This window comes from Xanthocytophaga agilis (assembly GCF_030068605.1).
Taxonomy (GTDB): Bacteria; Bacteroidota; Bacteroidia; order Cytophagales; family 172606-1; genus Xanthocytophaga; species Xanthocytophaga agilis.
Genome location: NZ_JASJOU010000001.1, coordinates 102,492 through 120,908, shown reverse-complemented (window position 1 = coordinate 120,908; position 18,417 = coordinate 102,492). Strand labels below are relative to the sequence as shown.

General features: G+C 40.8%; 14 protein-coding genes. 5 read left to right on the top strand and 9 right to left on the bottom strand.

All coding sequences use genetic code 11. The annotated features are described in order from the left end of the window. Positions 1 to 16 precede the first annotated feature (16 nt). The 8 genes from QNI22_RS00505 to QNI22_RS00470 all read right to left on the bottom strand — a co-directional run bounded on the left by QNI22_RS00505 (position 17) and on the right by QNI22_RS00470 (position 13,034). The gene (locus tag QNI22_RS00505; protein ID WP_314508636.1) at positions 17 to 838 is read right to left on the bottom strand and encodes a LytR/AlgR family response regulator transcription factor; all 822 of its coding nucleotides are present in this window, start codon (positions 836 to 838) and stop codon (positions 17 to 19) included. A gap of 98 nt (positions 839 to 936) precedes the next feature. Beyond that, on the bottom strand, positions 937 to 2,196 hold the full coding sequence (locus tag QNI22_RS00500) for a DUF418 domain-containing protein (RefSeq protein ID WP_314508635.1): 1,260 nt from the start codon (positions 2,194 to 2,196) through the stop codon (positions 937 to 939). 18 nt (positions 2,197 to 2,214) lie between these two features. Further along, complete coding sequence (locus QNI22_RS00495) at positions 2,215 to 3,195, bottom strand: alpha/beta hydrolase family protein (protein ID WP_314508634.1); 981 nt, start codon at positions 3,193 to 3,195, stop codon at positions 2,215 to 2,217. 700 nt (positions 3,196 to 3,895) lie between these two features. Continuing rightward, positions 3,896 to 5,419 (bottom strand): calcineurin-like phosphoesterase C-terminal domain-containing protein, encoded by a 1,524-nt coding sequence (locus tag QNI22_RS00490; protein ID WP_314508633.1) that lies wholly within the window; start codon positions 5,417 to 5,419, stop codon positions 3,896 to 3,898. A gap of 625 nt (positions 5,420 to 6,044) precedes the next feature. Next, complete coding sequence (locus QNI22_RS00485) at positions 6,045 to 7,511, bottom strand: SusD/RagB family nutrient-binding outer membrane lipoprotein (protein WP_314508632.1); 1,467 nt, start codon at positions 7,509 to 7,511, stop codon at positions 6,045 to 6,047. A gap of 57 nt (positions 7,512 to 7,568) precedes the next feature. After that, entirely contained in the window at positions 7,569 to 11,168 is a 3,600-nt protein-coding gene (locus QNI22_RS00480) for a SusC/RagA family TonB-linked outer membrane protein (RefSeq protein ID WP_314508631.1), read from the bottom strand. Positions 11,169 to 11,296: 128 nt separating this feature from the next. Then, positions 11,297 to 12,379, bottom strand: a complete 1,083-nt coding sequence (locus QNI22_RS00475; RefSeq protein ID WP_314508630.1) for a FecR family protein — start codon at positions 12,377 to 12,379, stop codon at positions 11,297 to 11,299. Between the two features lie 115 nt (positions 12,380 to 12,494). Beyond that, on the bottom strand, positions 12,495 to 13,034 hold the full coding sequence (locus QNI22_RS00470) for an RNA polymerase sigma-70 factor (protein WP_314508629.1): 540 nt from the start codon (positions 13,032 to 13,034) through the stop codon (positions 12,495 to 12,497). A 183-nt stretch (positions 13,035 to 13,217) separates the two neighbouring features. Here QNI22_RS00470 and QNI22_RS00465 point away from each other — a divergent pair, with 183 nt between their 5' ends. The 5 genes from QNI22_RS00465 (at position 13,218) to QNI22_RS00445 (ending at position 16,940) form a co-directional block, all read left to right on the top strand. Then, positions 13,218 to 14,075 carry a pirin family protein gene (locus tag QNI22_RS00465; protein WP_314508628.1) on the top strand — a complete coding sequence of 286 codons (858 nt, stop codon included), beginning with the start codon at positions 13,218 to 13,220 and terminating at the stop codon, positions 14,073 to 14,075. Between the two features lie 24 nt (positions 14,076 to 14,099). Further along, entirely contained in the window at positions 14,100 to 14,510 is a 411-nt protein-coding gene (locus QNI22_RS00460) for an OsmC family protein (protein WP_314508627.1), read from the top strand. Between the two features lie 12 nt (positions 14,511 to 14,522). Then, positions 14,523 to 14,825 carry a GNAT family N-acetyltransferase gene (locus QNI22_RS00455; protein WP_314508626.1) on the top strand — a complete coding sequence of 101 codons (303 nt, stop codon included), beginning with the start codon at positions 14,523 to 14,525 and terminating at the stop codon, positions 14,823 to 14,825. A gap of 39 nt (positions 14,826 to 14,864) precedes the next feature. Further along, complete coding sequence (locus QNI22_RS00450; RefSeq protein WP_314508625.1) at positions 14,865 to 15,164, top strand: GNAT family N-acetyltransferase; 300 nt, start codon at positions 14,865 to 14,867, stop codon at positions 15,162 to 15,164. Positions 15,165 to 15,416: 252 nt separating this feature from the next. Then, a complete protein-coding gene (locus tag QNI22_RS00445) occupies positions 15,417 to 16,940 on the top strand; it encodes a GH3 auxin-responsive promoter family protein (protein ID WP_314508624.1) in 1,524 nt (507 codons plus the stop codon). A 264-nt stretch (positions 16,941 to 17,204) separates the two neighbouring features. On the opposite strand, the gene QNI22_RS00440 is transcribed toward QNI22_RS00445, so the two are convergent. Then, on the bottom strand, positions 17,205 to 18,260 hold the full coding sequence (locus tag QNI22_RS00440) for a fatty acid desaturase family protein (protein ID WP_314508623.1): 1,056 nt from the start codon (positions 18,258 to 18,260) through the stop codon (positions 17,205 to 17,207). Between the last annotated feature and the right edge of the window lie 157 nt (positions 18,261 to 18,417).

Sequence of the window (18,417 nt, the reverse complement as noted above, 5' to 3'; positions counted from 1 at the left end):
TAACTAAGGACACAACCTACCGCTGCATCCATTTCCGGAAGGCAGGAGCTGTTTTCTGGCTAATGGTTAATTCAGTAGTAAAAGGAGGTACCAGATGTAGCTTAATTTTGCCGTATTCCATGCTCTGAAAGGAGTAACAGGCTGAAAGCTGTACAATGGTCTGACGGTTGACCCGAAAGAATGAACCGGGATCTAACTTATCTTCAATACTCTGAAGTGGTTCATCCACTCGATATTGGGTATTGTTAAAAGTTGCTACCCAGGTAATTCCTTGTTCCAGATAAATAAGGGCGACATGCTCCACTGCCAGCTGAATGCTTTTTTGTCCATTGGTGACTATCAGGTAAGAAAGATAAGAAGATATACTGGGTTCTGATTTTTCTACGACAGGCAATGTCTGTATTATATATCTACGTTCCTGCCAGTGGTAATAGGAAATGCTTACATAGATGATATTGCAAAAAGTTATCAGAAGTACAATGACCGGTAACTCTGTCTGCAAAAATGATTCTGTCCCAAAAACATGTTCAGGATCGATAAACCGGTATTGAAGGTAGGCAATCCCATAACTTATCAGTGAAGCACCAATAAGTCCCAGGAGTATCTGTAGTAAAAGCCTTTGTCTTTTATCGGACTGCCAGTCAATATAGCTATCGAGTTTGGCCGTAATCCAGCCTACATAACTTATAATAAGCCATGCAGCGCCAAAAGTAATGGCAAGATCACGGTAATAACTCTGTCGGCGAAGCAGCTCTACCAGTGGGCTGCTGTTAAAAGTCACCAAAAACAATGCAAAGAACGCTGCCCCGCCAATCTGCAACCACCGCTGGCGTGTCATTTTTAAAGACAGTTTATGATCAGTTTTTGGCAAAAACACAGTCTTCAATACCAGTATAGACTTCATTAGCAGTCAGAATGTATTAACATCGTAACAGGTTATTCGTTTACTGGCTTACTTTCTGTAAATTTATCTCCTACCAGATTTGGAGATACAGGTATGGAATCAGAAATTTCCGTCTTCCTTTTTCTCTCTGTCCACATATAGGATAAAGTCCTCCAGATCCATTCTACAGGGCCAAATTCATGGTATTGAAGCCACCAGTGGCTTACCAGTATCTGTACCACAAAGATAAGCAGGGCAAGTCCTGTCAAACCAACCGGATCTGCATATCCTACCCAGCCTGTTACATAGAATAAACTGAAAGCCAGAATTGTCTGACCAAAATAATTACTTAATCCCATTCTACCTACAGGTACCAGGTAGCGAAGCAAGACAGCACCTAACATCCGATGGTATAATTTAGTAAATAATGCCAGATAAAAAAGACTATGAAGCACCAGACAAGCTGATACAGGAAAAACAAGTATCACCAATCCCATCTCAGGTACTGGCAGTATCTCTTTCTTGATAGCCCAGAAAGCTATACTACCTATTACACCTGCTGTACTACCCCATATAATCCATTTTCGAAGCAATGTTTCATGCTCGGCAGGATTACGGAAAAAACCAATCTTTGCCAGCCATACTCCCAACACCATTTTCCCAAACATAGAAACTAATGTCAATGGCATATCCTGTATGAAGTTATGCAATGGATCAATGATCCAGTTTGCTCTCAGAATCTGAGGATACGACCCCTCTGTAAATGATTTGTATACAAAGGAAGATAAAGGCATTCCATCAATAGTATCAGGAGTAGTATGCACAGGCAATATGCCATTCAACAGAAAAAGTAAAGGAGTCAGGAAAACAATAAAGAACAGAGCTAATCGCAATGTGCCTTTTGCAGACAAATGACTTACTGCCAGCAAAGCTATTCCCAACAAGGCATAATGGCGTACTATATCACCAAACCAGAAGAGATAGGCATGCACACAGCCTAGCACAAACAAGATACCCATTCGTCGGGTATAAAAGGCAGTAAAGTCTATACCATACCTCTCTGCTCGTTGTTGCTGCACAAAGAACCCTGCACCAAATAACAGAGAGAAAATAGTGATAAACTTTGTATCTATCAGTACAAATAGTATATCACTAAAACCGTTTTGTATCTGTTGTTCAACTGGCCCCCATTCGGAGCGGGAAAAAGATGGGATATTCACAATCAGAATACCTACTAAAGCAAACCCTCGCAGAGCATCTATCAGTTGAATACGTTCATGCGTTTGGATGGGCTGAAAGCCGGATAATTGCATAGATATAATGGTTTAGGGTTATTCGATATGTACAGCGTGAGTTATCCACTGGACAAGTTTTTGCTGAAGAGATTCCGAGTAAGGGTATTTACTTAATTCATTCCATTCCAGAACGCAGCCAGTCGGCACCTGATGTAACATATGTTCTCCACGAGGCAAGACATAAGTCTCCAGGTGTGCTGGTATTTTATTCTGAAATACTTTTTGAAGATGTTGCAGATTATATTCAGGCCATACATAGGCATCGTACTCTGCAAATATCATCAGTGAAGGTTTTTTTAATGCTGTCAATATGTTATCATGCGAATACTTGCGGATGCGGGCCCACTGCCCTGCTTCTCCACCTGTAAAGACTTTGCCTGCAATACCCCCAATTGCCAGTTCTCTCTTTTTCCAGCGAAGTTTTCTTCGCAATCGCTTCCCCTGCATCCCCTGGCATTCATACAATCGATGATATGTCTGAATAGTTTGTGTATATACGTCAACTGATGGACCACAGAGGGACACACTAAAAGCAATATCCGGGTTACGACTCGCGGCAATCTGTGCAATCCAGCCTCCCTGGCTATGCCCTACCATACCAATAGCTTTGGGATTGATTCCAGGTAACGTAGTCAGGTATCGAAAAGCAGCATTGGCATCTTCGGCTCTTGCTAAAAAATCCTGCTTTTGCCACTTTCCAGTTGAACGTCCCATACCAGGTTTATTCAGGTATAAAACAGCAAAGCCTTTTGAAAGCAAAAGGGGCTCCATATAATACCGGTAAAAGATGGTAGAGTCTTTGAAATAATTCCCAACCAAATCCCATCCTCCGGACCCACCCAGCCAGATAAGAGCCGGAACTGGTTGGTTTATATGCCTGGGAGTAATCAGCATCCCATCCAGTTGAATAGATCCCGATGGGATCAGAACTCTTCTTACAGTTGTATCTGGTTGAGCCTGTACTGAAAATGCATTGAGAATAAGTGTGATGAAAGTAGAAAATAACAGGGTTTTCATAGATTGTAAGTGGTCTAGGGTTTCTGCAAAGAAATAAGACTTCCCACTACCTATAGATGAACCAATGGGCTAAAAAAGGCGAAGTAGAAAAACTAATCTGTGAAGTAGAATGAAGTACATATTAGTCAGGAGAGGAAATACGAACACTGCAGCAAGTATAGGGGTTAAATCATAAAATCATGAAGGCATAATAATTCAGGGAATTATATAAGCGGTAGCTGTACAGCTTATGTAGTAAGTAGTTGATATTAAGGAGAGTTACACCAGGTTACACATAGTTACACTAGCGGTTACACTTCTAAGTAGCTGTAAATAAGGTCGGTTACACTGGTTACACTTGTTTCTTATATACACGTGTATATATATAATATATATATAGTATAGAATAGGGTATATACAGTGTGCTTATACTCTCCCAGGAGTTTTGCGGATACCCAAACAGGTGTAACCCGTGTAACCTGCCTTATTATCAAATAGTTAGAGTGTAACCAGATGTGTAACTATGTGTAGCCCAGTGTAACCTATCTGAAACTAAAACTAGCTATAACTCCAAGATCACTTACTGATTGCCAGTAATTCATGTATTTCTTACTTGAAAAGTTATTACAGCAAAAGATGGTTTTCTTTTAGTAAGTAGAGGTAGTGTTCACCAATAAAAAATCCCCTGTTACAGGGATTTATATAGGTAAGCAGCAATCTATTAACTGTGCTTCACATCCATTTCCTGTGTATATATATTTTTAAATCGATCGGTTACCTGAACTTTAATCTTTGAGGCAGCAACAGAAGGTTTGGCAAAAAACAGGTGATCTGTCAGCTGAGGTTCTACCCATTTGTGTTTGGCAGGTTTGGCAGTTCCTTCATGCAGTTCTACCGACAATGGATCAAAGGCTGTTTCCTGAGTCATGGGCCCCATAGGCTTTCCATCTTCCAGCCATTCTACTTTCCAGGCAGGGTCCCAGTTCCATACGTTTACTACCACATGATCTGGCTTTTCTTTTGAGGCTCCAATGGGATACAAACGCATCTGATGATCTTTTTCATGTCCAACAGACTTGTAATACCATTCGATAGTGCTTCCATTGACTTCATACACGCCATATCCGTTTGGTGTACCATCAAAACAGACAGGACCTGTCCACCAGGCTCCACAGACTGTACCATGCACATGTTCAACCAGATTATCACCGGTCACAATCTTCTCATTAAAATGCGTATGACCTGACATAATGTGTGCTTTATAAGGCTGAAGCAGGCGATACAGTTCCTTTCTGTTAGCCACTACTCCTCCAATGGGTTCTTCTTTTGCTTTATTACGACGCGGATCACCTGTATTGGCAGGAATATGCATAAATATTACAACGGTTTTCCCAGGTTTGACCAATGCCAGATCCTGTTCCAGCCAGGCCAGTTGACGCTCTGTAAGATACCCTATGTATTTTTTGGCTGTCCCAATAAAAAACACATCATCCAGTACTACATAATGGATTTCCCCACGATTGAAAGAATAATAGGTTGGACCAAAAGTAGATTTGAATGTTTTAGCCGAATGCTCGTCTGTGCGGGCAGTCAGATCCATATCATGGTTGCCAATCACCTGAAAGAAAGGAATCCCGGTTGCTGTAACACCTTTCTGGTAATCGTCAAACAGTTCGAAGTGATCCCATACCAGATCTCCACATCCTACACCATGAAAAGGTGGCATTTGTCCGTTATTCTTTTGCTTATAGCTATCCAATAACTTGCGGGTATCCGGAACGGATTGTTGAAGAAACAGTTCGGCATCTTCTTTGGAAATCATCTGGGGATCTGCCCATACAATAAAGTTGTGACGTGTATCATCCTGAGTTAATTTTGTCAGGGTAAAAATAGCCTGAAATGCGCCATTGACGGCCTTTACAGGCTGATAAAATCGGGCTACTCCGTTTTGATTAGTGAATTCATATCCCCGGGGTGTAGCGATATATACAAACTCAGCAGAGGCATTGGATAATAATTCGTAGTTACCTTTGGCATCTGTCGTAGTGATATTGATTCCATCGGTCACAGCCACGCCTGCCAGTCCTTTTCCTTCTGCCTGTACTTTTCCCTTAATCCTTACAACGGAAATATCTGTTGTCTGTGTACCCACTTGTGGGGTGTGAGCATCCAGGGTGTGTACATACGACAGTCCGAGTCCTCCCAGACCGATTGATTTCAGAAAACTTCTTCTTTTCGTTAGCACGATGATTTAGTTTTTAAGGTTATATATGGTAGAAACATGAGTCATTCTGAGTTTTGGATGTAAAGTTGTTTATTATCTCTTTTGTCTCTCTTCCTCTAATTCCTTCGTTTTTTGCTTGCTTGTATCCATATTTGTTTATTATTCAAAACTTTCGCGTATCACACGCCATGTCACTTTTTTGCTTGTCCAAAAAAGTAACCAAAAAAGGACACTTTCTGCCGAACCTCCCCCGCGCAAAGCCAGGGGCTTTCCTCGCGGCAGAAAGATTGCCAACGCACAGCTACAACGTGCCGCGATTAAAGGTATCGTTACTCTCTTTGTAGCTTTTTTCTTTGATATTAGTCATCCTTTACTTTACTATCCAATATCTTTCTTCCCTTACCTGCTCTTACTCCCTTTTGTCCTCCTGAAAGGCTCTCTCTCCCACTGTCCTTCTGAAAGAATCTTGTGACAAATAGAGCCCTGCTTGGTTTCTGAGAGAAATAAACTCAAAATCTAAATGCTTCCGGTTTTGCCACACGTGGCCCGCCGTGACGGGAAGATTCTTCCAGAAGGACAGAGAGAGAACACTCTTTTCATAAGTATAGAGAAGAGCGTTTCTCAGGTTATATTTTCCTTATGATTCTTATTTCTCCCACCAGACTTTGGTATTGATATTATCGCCTCCCATCTTTTCTACAGCGATCTTGTAGTTGGCAGCATTGTTTGTCTGTACAGTAGTCGGGTATCGAAACCGAACTGGCATAATGCCATTGTTTCGCATGTCTTCTCCTTTAGGCAATTTAGGCAAGCCAGTGCGTCGATATTCAAACCACTGCTGATAATCATTAAAGAATAAGGCATAATACTTCTGGAGCATAATCCTATCTAATGTGCCATCGTATTGAGTGTATTCATTGGCAAAATAATCCGCTGGTAAAACAGCTCCCCATTGTTCAATAGCAGCTTTCACTCCATTTTCATAATGTATCTGAGCATCTTCGCCAAAAATTTCTTTCTGAGCCAATTCCGCTTTGATAAATTCTACCTCAGCATAGGTCATCATTACGGATTGCATAGGCCCAACATCCGTTTTTACCAGATTTACATTTAAATTGGAAGGCAAAAAGTCAAATTGCGACTCACCTCCTGCATACCCACTCGGGATGCCTTTGTAACCAATAGTGGTTTTCCCATCACTACTCCGGGCCTGCGTCAAAAATATAGGACGACGTGGATCATTGAACTGATTGAGATTGTCCACAAAGAATTCTGCCGCAGCGCGTGCATTGGTAAAGTCTACGGCACGTCCCCACGGTGATACGTTGGGTGTCACACCTGTAATTTTCAGCACAGCGGCTTCTGTGTTTTTGGTAAATACCGGATAGGTATCCGGATTGCTCAACATGGTGACAAGGGCAGCTTGTACAGTTTCAGGATTACGTTTCATTACCCGAAGCAGTAGGCGCAGGCGCAATGAATTACAAAACCGCTGCCAGTTCGAAACATTGTTAGCATACAGAATATCCGTTCCATAGATCATTGACCGGGAAGGATCAAACAAGCCATTGGCAGTTTCCAGGTCTTTAAGTATGGTAGTATAAATATACTCCTGTGTGTCAAAGGCTGGCTGAAAAATTTTCTCTTCTCCTTTGCCCGCTTCCGTCATTGGAACGTCCCCAAACCCATCCGTAAGCAGTGAATACACCCAGGCATTTAATATCAAAGCAATCGCCTGATAATTAGGATCTTCTGCAACTACAGCGGCAGTCTGCATTTCCCGGATATTTGTAATCCAGCGATAGTATGTGTTCCAGGTAGAACCACCTGCATTTTCACTGATATCATAGCGATGAACACCTCCGGATACACTTGGAAAGGGTAACGAAACCTGTAAAAGATCAAACGTAAACTCATCCGAACGAAGTGTATTAAAACTAGCCATCTCATAGATAATCGGATTCAAGAGGGTACCAGGACTAATTTTTTCAATACGGTTAGGATCTGTATTAATCTCATCAAAATTGCCGGTACAGGCACTGAGTAACCATCCTGTCAGAATGGTTAATGCAATGATAAATTTTTGTATGGAATGTGGTCGTTGTCTGTTCATACTAGTTTGCATAAAGGATCTATTGAAAATCTGTTCTATAGGATATCAATCAGATCATCAGAATTTGAGTGTAAGATTCATTCCGTAAGTTCTTGTAGAAGGCATCTGGCCCATTTCAATTCCAGGCAGTATGGTTGCTCCATTCAAAGCAGCTGTTTCCGGATCGAACATTGGGAAGTTGGTGATCATCAGCAGATCACGTCCATAGAATGCAATGCTGGCCTGTTCAAAGATCCTGGAACGTTGTAACAATACTTTAGGCAAACTATATTCAAGTCTTGCCTCACGTAACTTGATATAAGAAGCATCGAAAGAATTGGATTCCACGTTTGCCCGCCGATAATAATCTGCATAGTAATCTCCCACTGTAACCTTTTTGGTATTGGCGGTATATGTACCATCTCCATTATCTACCACACCCTCTCCAATAATGTATCCTTCTTCACGACCTCTCAGTGTGTGTTTTAGCTTACCTTGTTCCGTCATTTTATGATGTGTCTGAGAATATACAATACCTCCATATTGTCCATCTACCAGCACACTAAACCGGAAATTTTTGAAGGTAAGCGTATTTTGGATCCCACCCTTCCAGTCTGCATAGGCATTACCTATATACTGTATCTCTACCGGGCGAGCAGGAAGACCATCTTTCGTATAGATTATTTGTCCGTCAGGCGATCTCATAAATCCAAATCCGTAAATATCGCCGGTAGTACCACCTTTACGTGCAATAATGGTAGCATTTCCACCCGTTCCGATCACCTGTTGATCTGTCATCCCTTCTGCCAGTTCCAATACCTTGTTTCTGTTTATGGCCCAAGTCAGTGTAATATCCCATTTCAGTTGTGTATGATCCAACGGTCTGCCACTCAATACAAGTTCTACACCCTGATTACGCACTTTACCTGCATTCAACACGGCTTTGGTATAACCGGTAGTAGGATCAAGCGGAACATCCAGAATCTGGTTTCTCGTACTATTCTGATATAATGTAAAGTCCAGACCCAGACGACGATTAAACATAAAGTACTCTAATCCTACCTCATAACTGGTGGTAATCTCCGGTTTAAAATCTACGTTAAAGAGCGTTGTAGACAACGATCCGGAACCAGGAAAATCACTCTGTCCATAGTATTTACGGGTTTTATAAGGGTCAGTATCATTACCCACCTGAGCTGCTGACAAACGTAGCTTGGCAAACGAAACCGCTGCTGGCAGATGTAACAGATCGCTTAGAATAAAGCTGGTACTAATGGATGGATAGAAAAAGGAATTGTTTTGTGAAGGCAATGTAGACGACCAGTCATTTCGTCCTGTTACATCTACAAAAATTTTCTCATCATACGAAAACGATGCCAATCCATACAGACTATTAACCCTACGAACAGAATTATTGGTAGTCATCAATGGCTGGTTCACCCCATTGGAAAGTTTGTATACACCAGGAATCACCAAGCCATCTACAGATCCATTCACATTACGATATCGTTGATTCCGGATATTGCCACCGATAGAAGCTGTTAGTGCAATACGATTTCCTAGCTTCTCTTTATAGGTAATAAGCGCGTCTGTATTTACTTCAGAACTTAAGATAGTTTGTTGCTTGAAATACCCTCTCTGAAAGTTAGCTGTACTATAAGGTCTGCGCTGTTCTCTGTCCTCATCACTTAGATCTATAGCGGATCGCACTAGTAGTTCCAATTTATCGGACAATGTATAAGTGGCTGACATATTGCCAACTACTGTGTTATTATTCAGTGAGTTGGTCATTTCATAGGCAATCAGGTATGGGTTATCGATATACGAACTAAAAGGATGTATCTGGTCTACCTGTTCTTTTCCTGTCTTCCAGCGTGGCTTATACCAGTTCAGATCCACATTCGGGTTCTGGAAGATCATAAAATAGGCAATTGCTTGGTTATTATATCCGGTTGCAGGCAAATTGTCGCTGGACTTATGGGTATAGTTTACTTTTGATGAAATCTTTAACCGTTCGGATATTTTATAGTTTACACTCAATGCCGCTGTGATTCTTTCGAAACCTGTATTAGGCATGATCCATTCATTTTTGGAATGAGTTACAGATGCACGCACAGAACCTTTGTCATTCGCTCCTTCCAGAGCCACATTGTTGGTTAATGTATAGCCTGTTTTCCAGAAGTCTTTGATATTATTTTTATAGGGTCTCCAAGGTTGCCGCTCAGCTGATTGACCTTCTAATGTAGGATCATACTGAAAATAGCTCTGTCCATTAAAAGCAGGTCCGAAAGCACTACTGGTTCCACTTGTACTAGCGCCATCAGCAGAAGCCCCATACGAATAATACAAATCTGATGCAGGACTCATTGTCTTGCCAGTACCTTGTCCATATTCATATTGATATTCAGGCCATTTTAAAACACTATTAAAGCTAAGGTTAGAGTTAACTGTAATCCCTACTCCTTTCTCTTTACGGGAACCAGACTTCGTAGTAATAATCAATGCCCCATTGGCAGCCCGTGAACCATATAAGGCTGTGGCACTGGCACCTTTCAGTACAGTGATACTTTCAATATCATCCGGGTTAATATCAGCAATGCCATTCCCAAAGTCAATAGGCACATCATTACCAGAACCTGCACCATACGCATCTGTCACACCGGATGTGGTCATTCCACTACTCATCGGTACCCCATCCAATACAATCAATGCATTGTTTTTGCTGGGGTCCATCGAATTGTCACCTCTGAGTTTTACCCGTACTGAGTTAACAGGACCAGACCCGGGAGATACTAATGTCAAACCAGCTACCTTTCCAGACAATGCATTTACAAAGTTGTTGGAACGGGCATCATTTATCGCTTCACTGTTCAATGTTTGGGTAGCATACCCTAATGCTTTCTCTTCCCGTTTAATCCCCAAAGCAGTTACAACTACTTCATTCAGGCTATTGTTATTCGCTACCAGACGAACGTTGATTGTATTCTGAGATCCTACTGCAACTTCTGTAGACTGGTATCCTATATAGGAGAATAGAAGTGCCAAAGCATTTTCTGGTACAGTAATCGAATATTCGCCTTTTACATCTGTCAGTGTTCCACTTACAGTCCCTTTCACTACGACACTGGCCCCTGGTAATGGTTGTCCTTCTTCGTCTGTGACTTGTCCACGTATTACACGGGATTCTTTCTCTGTATTCTGGGTTTTGTGTTCCTGAGGCGAAATCACAATAGATTGTCCTACTACCCGATACGTCAGGTTTGTATTTTGAAGAATCCGGGTTAGTATTTTGGCAAGCGATTGGTTTTGCTCCTGAATACTTACCAGCCCAGTCCGCTCTAGTGTCTGATCATTGTAGATAAATGTATAGGAGGTCTTTTTCTCAATCTCACTTAAAGCCTGCTTAAGTGAAACCTGTTGCAGAGTAATAGTTATCAACCCGGTAGGCTCCTGATTTTTTTGTGACGTACTATTTTTTGCAAAGCCCTGTGTGTTCAATTTCTGAGATACCTGAGTTGCAGCAATTTGATGGCTCTGTGTCTGTAATGTCATTCCCTTGCCTGTGATGGCAATATGACTGCTGAAAATACCCAGAAGTACGGCTATTCCCATGTTTCTACCTCTGGGCATAGAGATACCGAAACACATCCCGATTGCGGGAAGATAATTTTTTTTCATACTTTTGATCGTTTTTAATGGCTGTGAAGGGTTATTAAAAATAGGTTGTTGGTTTTATCAGGCACCATACCTGATTAGCCAGCCGCGTTTCTTTCGAAGCCGGATCTGTTCCAGCAGATCCGGTCTTCTTATTGACACGCGTTTCCTCTAAGCGTTATTGTTTTTCCATTCTGCTGATAACTGAGGTTTGTAGTAATAGATAATAGTTCCAATGTTTGTTGCAATGTTAGCTGGTTGAAGGTGGCTGTAAAATGACAGGAATACAAAGCCGGATTGTCAATCACAATAGATACATCATACCACCGCTCCAGTTGAGCTACAATCTCGGCAATAGGTGTATCTCTGAATATCAGACGTTTATTTTGCCAGCTACGTATAGTTGACAGATCTACTTTGCGAGTCTGAACGGAATGGTGAGTATTATCATAAATCAGTTCATCACCCGGAAGTAATTGCTCTAATTCAGCTTGTACACTATCTACAACCCGCACCTTTCCGGTAGCCACAGTTACATGGGTAGAGCCGTAATTGCTTCCCATTGAGTTACGATAAGCCTGCACATTAAAGGATGTACCCAGCACCTGTGTAGTTAGCGATGAAGTCACCACACGAAAGGGCCTTTTCTTATCAGGTGTCACTTCAAAAAAAGCTTCTCCTTCCAGGTATATAGTTCTCTCCTGAGCAAAGGAGTTTGTATTGTACTTTATGCGACTTTCGACATTCAGATATACCATGCTCCCATCTGGCAGAGCAACTTTTTCCTGCTGTTTCCGGCCTGTTTCTTTCTTCATCCAGACAACTTTTTCCTGTTCAGAAGCCTGTGCTCCTATTTTCCATATGTAGAGTCCGCCAAATACAAATCCTGCTAGTACAGCAGCCAAAGCCAGTATCTTTTTGTATGAGAGCTTCCTGCTTACAGATTTCATTGCTTTCTGAGTAGCATCTTTAGTCACAGACACAGAATCAGTTTCAACCCTGACAGATTCTTCCCAATCTGTTATTTTATCTGACAAACGTTTATAGCCTTTATCAGAAACGTCATAGGTTGTTTCCTCTAGTCTGATGGTTTCAAAATAGTCTTTAAGAGCGTCAAACAAAGCTTCACTCTCGGGTTCACTGGCAAGCCACTGGCGAATTTCGACTTCCTCTTTTGGAGAACTCTTCCCATGCCAGTATCTGAGCAGTCTTTCAAAATTTTCTTCTTTCCACATAATTGTTTATTCACACCTATGAGAGAAAAAGAAGGTCCTTCCCCTGAGAAAACAGGTTAAGAAATCATTAAGAAAATGTTATCTGCAATCAGGGTAAATGCAGATTCGAGAGCGGTTATTTGCTCTTTTGATAGGTCTTCCGGAGAAAATCAATAGATTTAGACAATCGGTATTCAATTGTTTTTTCGGATAATTCCATGGCTTGTGCAATTTCAGCATATTTTAGCCCGGAAAGTTTTAAACGCAGGATAAGCCGATCGGGCTCAGGCAATTGATTGATCAGTGAGTCAATGTGAAAATCCAGTTCATGGAACAACAGAGCTTCCAGCGGATTATAATACTCGGCTTGTGTATTTTCAAATTCATCAGCTAACGGCTGATATATGTTCTCTTTCCGGACATAAAGCAGCGCCTGATTTCGAACCATACTATACAGGTAAGCCCTCAACGTTGTTTGAATAGTTAAAGACTCTCGTTTCTGCCACAATAGCAAAAACACATCCGAAACCACTTCTTCTGCCAGATCAGGACTCTTTACAATCTGGCAGGCAAAGTCACACAGTCGATGGTAGAAATGCCCATACAACTTATCAAGCGCAAGGCGATCTCCCTGGCGCATTCTATCAAACAACTCATTGAGGTAAGTCGATTCCATGCAATAAAAAAGCAAAACTAAAGCATCCTTTGCCATCCTTCTCCAAGAGTTGTGTTATGAAATCATTAAATTGACAAAGGAAATATAGCAGATACTACAAGTTTGGATTGTATGTATTACACACCTATATTCAAAACCCAAACAGAACCAATTGACTAATTCTATTTTTAACCACACACCATAATGAAAAAAATAGCCCACATACTTTTGGGAAGAGAGAAGCTGATTACTCCTACAGAAAAAGTATTACAACCACTACCACACAAAGATTTCCGGTTTGCCAGCCCTTTTATCCTTTTACATCATGGAGGACCTGACACCATTCCACCAGGCTCTGAGAATCGCATTCATCCTCATCCACACAGAGGTTTTGCACCAGTTAGCTATATTTTGCAAGGACAGTTTCATCATAAAGACAGTACAGGTAATGACCAGATACTGAATGCAGGCGATGTGCAGTGGATGTTTGCAGGCAAAGGCATTCTGCATAGTGAGGGTCCATCAGAACACATCCATCACAATGGAGGTACTAATGAAATGGTACAGTTATGGATCAATGTTCCGGTTTCACATAAATGGGATGAGCCTCGTTACCAATATGCCGCGAAAGAAGCAATGCCACCTATCTTTGAAGAAGAAGGTATTGATATCAGGCTGGTTAGTGGTACACTGGATAATCAGACAGGTCCTATCACCATTTCTTACACGCCTATTACTTCCGCCATGGGCACAATACGGGCAGGCAAAACAATCCAGATTCCTGTTGTAAGCGGGTACTGGACTTTGGTATATATCATGTATGGTAGTATACTGATCGATGATACAACCACTATAGATAAACATAACCTTATTATTTTTGAAAAGGAAGGAGATGTATTTTCTTTGACTGCCCATACAGATGCTATCATTCTCTTCTTGTCAGGTGAACCTATCGACGAACCTGTTGCAGCAAAAGATAACTTTGTCATGACGACAATGGCAGAGGTAGATCAGGCCATAGAAGATTATAAGAACGGATTATTTGGTACACTGGATTATTGATTTTCATTTATTTACCCACTGCTGATGAATATTGTCAAAGCACAGATCAGAAAAGATCATTTCTCAACCACCATTCAGTCTGGCAGCAACAACCAGATCATGGCCGACGAGCCAATGGATGTGGGTGGTATGAACACAGGATTTTCTCCAGGTGAGTTGTTATGTGCCTCTCTGGCTGCCTGTATAACCATTACCCTCCGCATGTATGCAGATCGTAAACAATGGCCACTGGAACATGCAGATGTGCAGGTAACACTGTTACGTGACACTCATCTAAATACCACCTCTATGCAAAGTAGTATCCGCCTGACAGGTAACCTGACAGACGAACAAAAGCAACGGTTGCTGGAGATAGGAGACCGTTGCTCTATTCACAAAATATTAACACATCCTATTCATATTCATACTGTACTGGAAGAGGATAACAGTATTTAACCCAGTCTCACTATGTCTGACACAGCCTATTCTATTCGAAATAACGAAACAAACATGCAGTTTGAAATAGAAGTCGATGGTGAGATAGCCTCTATGTCGTATCGTTTCTATAAGGACAGCATTGCCTTTATGCATACAACAGTTCCTAAGGCATTGGAAGGAAAAGGTATTGCCAGTGCATTGGCCAAAGGCGCATTTGCGTATGCCCAGAAGCATCATAAGCCTGTGATGGTCTATTGCCCATTTGTAACAGAGTTTATCAAAAAGCATCCGGAGTATCAGCAACAGCTTGATCCGGGTTATCATAAACAATAACAACCTTTTAATCGTAACACACCACAAAATCTATATACTATGGCAGAAATAAAGTTAGAACTGAACGAGCGCAAACACGGTTCCTTTAATTTATATGATGAGGGCAAAAAAATCGGAGAAATGGTCATTAGCATTTCCGGAACAAATCTTACTGTTTACCATACAGAAGTAGATCCTGCAGAATCCGGAAAGGGTTATGCCAAACAATTACTTGACACCATGGTAGCCTATGTTCGCGAAAATAATCTGCAAGTGATTCCTTTATGCCCGTATGTGCATGCACAATTCAAAAGACACCCGGAAGAGTATGCTGACATATGGAATAAACAAACAGCCTAAATAATAAATACCTATCGTTTATAGTTAGTAAAATGGATTTCAAAGCTATTTTGTGCCTTTGAAATCCATTTTCTTTGTAAAAACGCAGTCTTTCATCCGTTTTCCTATACAAATCATTCAATACAGATCGGTTTGGGAAATAGAATATTTTTTTAGTACTTTGGTAAGTTTCTTTATTTCTATTCAGGAAGTAACAAGACACTGAGCAACACTAGTATTCGCCTCTGTAAAGCAAGCAATTCATTACAACCCATGGAACTATTCAACAGCATTCTTACCTGGATTATGAAAAAGCGTATCAGTCAGATAGAGCTTTTCATGATGTATCCCCATGATACCCAGCAGGAACAGTTTGTCAATCTGATAAATCAGGCTCGAGATACGGAGTGGGGTCAGAAATATGATTATGATTCTATTCATTCTATCGAAGATTTTCAGCAACGTGTACCTGTATCGTCCTATGAGGATTTGTATCCGTATATTGAACGATTGATGCGTGGAGAGCAAAATCTTTTATGGCCTTCTGAAATTACATGGTTTGCCAAGTCTTCAGGGACCACCAATGCCCGTAGTAAATTCATACCTGTTTCTCAGGAAGCACTGGAAGCCTGCCACTTTAAAGGTGGTAAAGATATGATGACCATCTTTGTCAATAACAAACCTGACACCAAAGTATTTATGGGAAAAGGATTGTCTATTGGAGGTAGTTATCAAACCAACGAACGTAATCCTGAATCATTCTATGGAGATGTGTCAGCTGTTATCATGAAAAACCTGCCTATCTGGGCTCAGTTTATTCGTACTCCTGGTTTGGACATCGCTCTGATGAATGAATGGGAAGAGAAAATTGAACGGATGGCTCAAGTGACTATGGATGAGAATGTGACCAGTATTTTGGGCGTTCCCACCTGGACCATTGTGCTGATACGTCGTATATTAGAGTTAAAAGGTAAAAAGAACATTCTGGAGGTATGGCCAAATCTGGAACTGTTTGCTCATGGAGCAGTGGCCTTTGATCCTTACCGGGATTTATTTAATAAAGAACTAGTATCTTCGGCGTCCATGAGTTACCTGGAGCTTTACAATGCTTCTGAGGGCTTTTTTGGTATTCAGGATCGCTTAGGATCAAATGACATGCTGCTTATGCTGGATTATGGAGTCTTCTACGAATTTATTCCACTGGAAGAAATTGAAAATCCGTATCCCAAAGCACTTACTCTAAGCCAGGTAGAATTAAATAAGAACTATGCAATGGTTATTTCTACCAATGCAGGACTGTGGCGTTATCTGATTGGCGATACAGTCAAGTTCACTACTGTAAATCCGTATCGTATACGTATCACAGGACGAGTAAAACATTTTATTAATGCCTTTGGAGAAGAAGTAATTATCGAAAATGCAGAAGCTGCCATCACAAAAGCAAGCGAAGCAACAGATGCCCTGATCCGAAACTTTACCGCTGCTCCTGTCTATATGACAGAAACAGGGAAAGGCGGACATGAATGGGCTATAGAGTTTGAAAAAGAGCCTGAAGATCTGGAAAAATTCACAAAGATTTTAGATGACACACTTCGTAGCATCAATTCAGATTACGATGCCAAACGCTATCAGGATATGGCATTACAAATGCCAATTGTACACAGCCTGCCTGAAGGTACATTTTATAACTGGATGAAGAAAAGAGGAAAGTTGGGAGGTCAACACAAAGTACCTAGATTATCCAATAATCGTGAATATATTGAAGAGGTTCTGGAAATGGTGAATGAAATAGCTTAATACTTAGTCCCAGAACTATTGTAAACAAGAAAGGAGAAGCGGTTAGTAGCTTCTCCTTTCTTGTTTACAATAGTAGAGGTAAAGATATTGAACTCTTTGGAACGAACAAAATAAACCAGACAGCACTTAGTAGTCCTGCAATGGAAGATCTGTTTAGTACAGCAATTTGAGAAAGGTTGATGTATACAAAACCACTTCTTAATAAAAAATAAAGACTGTATTAATCACTTAATACAGTCTTCAAAAAGCAATATATCCGATTTCCTATGCACTGACAGGAAGAGGTATTCGTTGTGTTCTTTCCTTTAAGAGTGCTATTACTTCATCATCAGAAGAAAATGCATTATTTACATTTACAAAGTATGTTGCTAGTTTGTCATATCGTTTTCTCATCAGCAATGAGAAAATCCCCAGAAACTCAATATTTTCAAAGACAATAGCTTGATTAGCCGAATATTTATCCAGGTTTTTCAGGAAAAATGTGGGGTGCTCAGTCCAGTGCATAGCAGGGCGAAAATGATGACTCGCATGATAGCCATCATTCCAGCATTTTTTATTGTATTTGGTATTAATACAAGTCACACTATTTTTGAAAGGATTACCCGGATCAGCCGCATCCAGAAATGCATGTTGTGTCCAGTTTCCTATCATTTGAATAATACGGGTTACCAGAAAAGGTATGATAAATACTACAACCACAGCCTGCCAGCGCACAAACCAAAGCCCAATACACAAAATAAAAAACACAGCCTCTCCTGTAATAGCCCTACGCATCAGACTCCGGCGCTTTTTCTGTTTGAAATAGTCAACCAGTTCAAATATCCCCAAGAATAAAAAGTTAGCCAGATATTTAAGGAAACTACGAAGACTATCCCGCTGATAAAACATCGTACTACTTTTATCGTCTTCCAGATTGTTTTCAGAATGGTGCATACCAATATGGTGACTAAAATACGTTTCAGGAGACTGTCCAAAAAAAGGAGCAACTACCCAAGGAAGATAATGATTAAGCCAGTTATATTCTTTCTTAAACAAAGGCCGATGGCTAACACAATGCAGCATTAATCCAAAAGGACCTTTGTACCTGATATGACAAAAATAGTAATAAACAACTACCAGACTCCACCATACCCACCCTGTAATAAATGGCATAAAAAGCAAAATGCCAACAGGTATCAAAGTTAAACTGATGTTTAAAGTCAGGTAAGCAAAAGGAAGATTTCTCTCATCAGCCAGAAGCCGAAGAAAAAAGCGATCCAATAGAGTATAATTGTCTTTAGGTATAAAAATGGGATCGTTTAGGTTGGTCAGTGTGCGCATAAAGTAAAGAAGTTTTGATAGCTAAGTCTGAAAAAATGGCATTAGTCTGATACATACCAAAACTGGCCGATTCCTCTTATCTGCTCATCAAGAGCAAGTTTAGCGAAAATAAAAAAGTATTCTATTACTTTCTAACGAATAGAATACTTTTTAAACA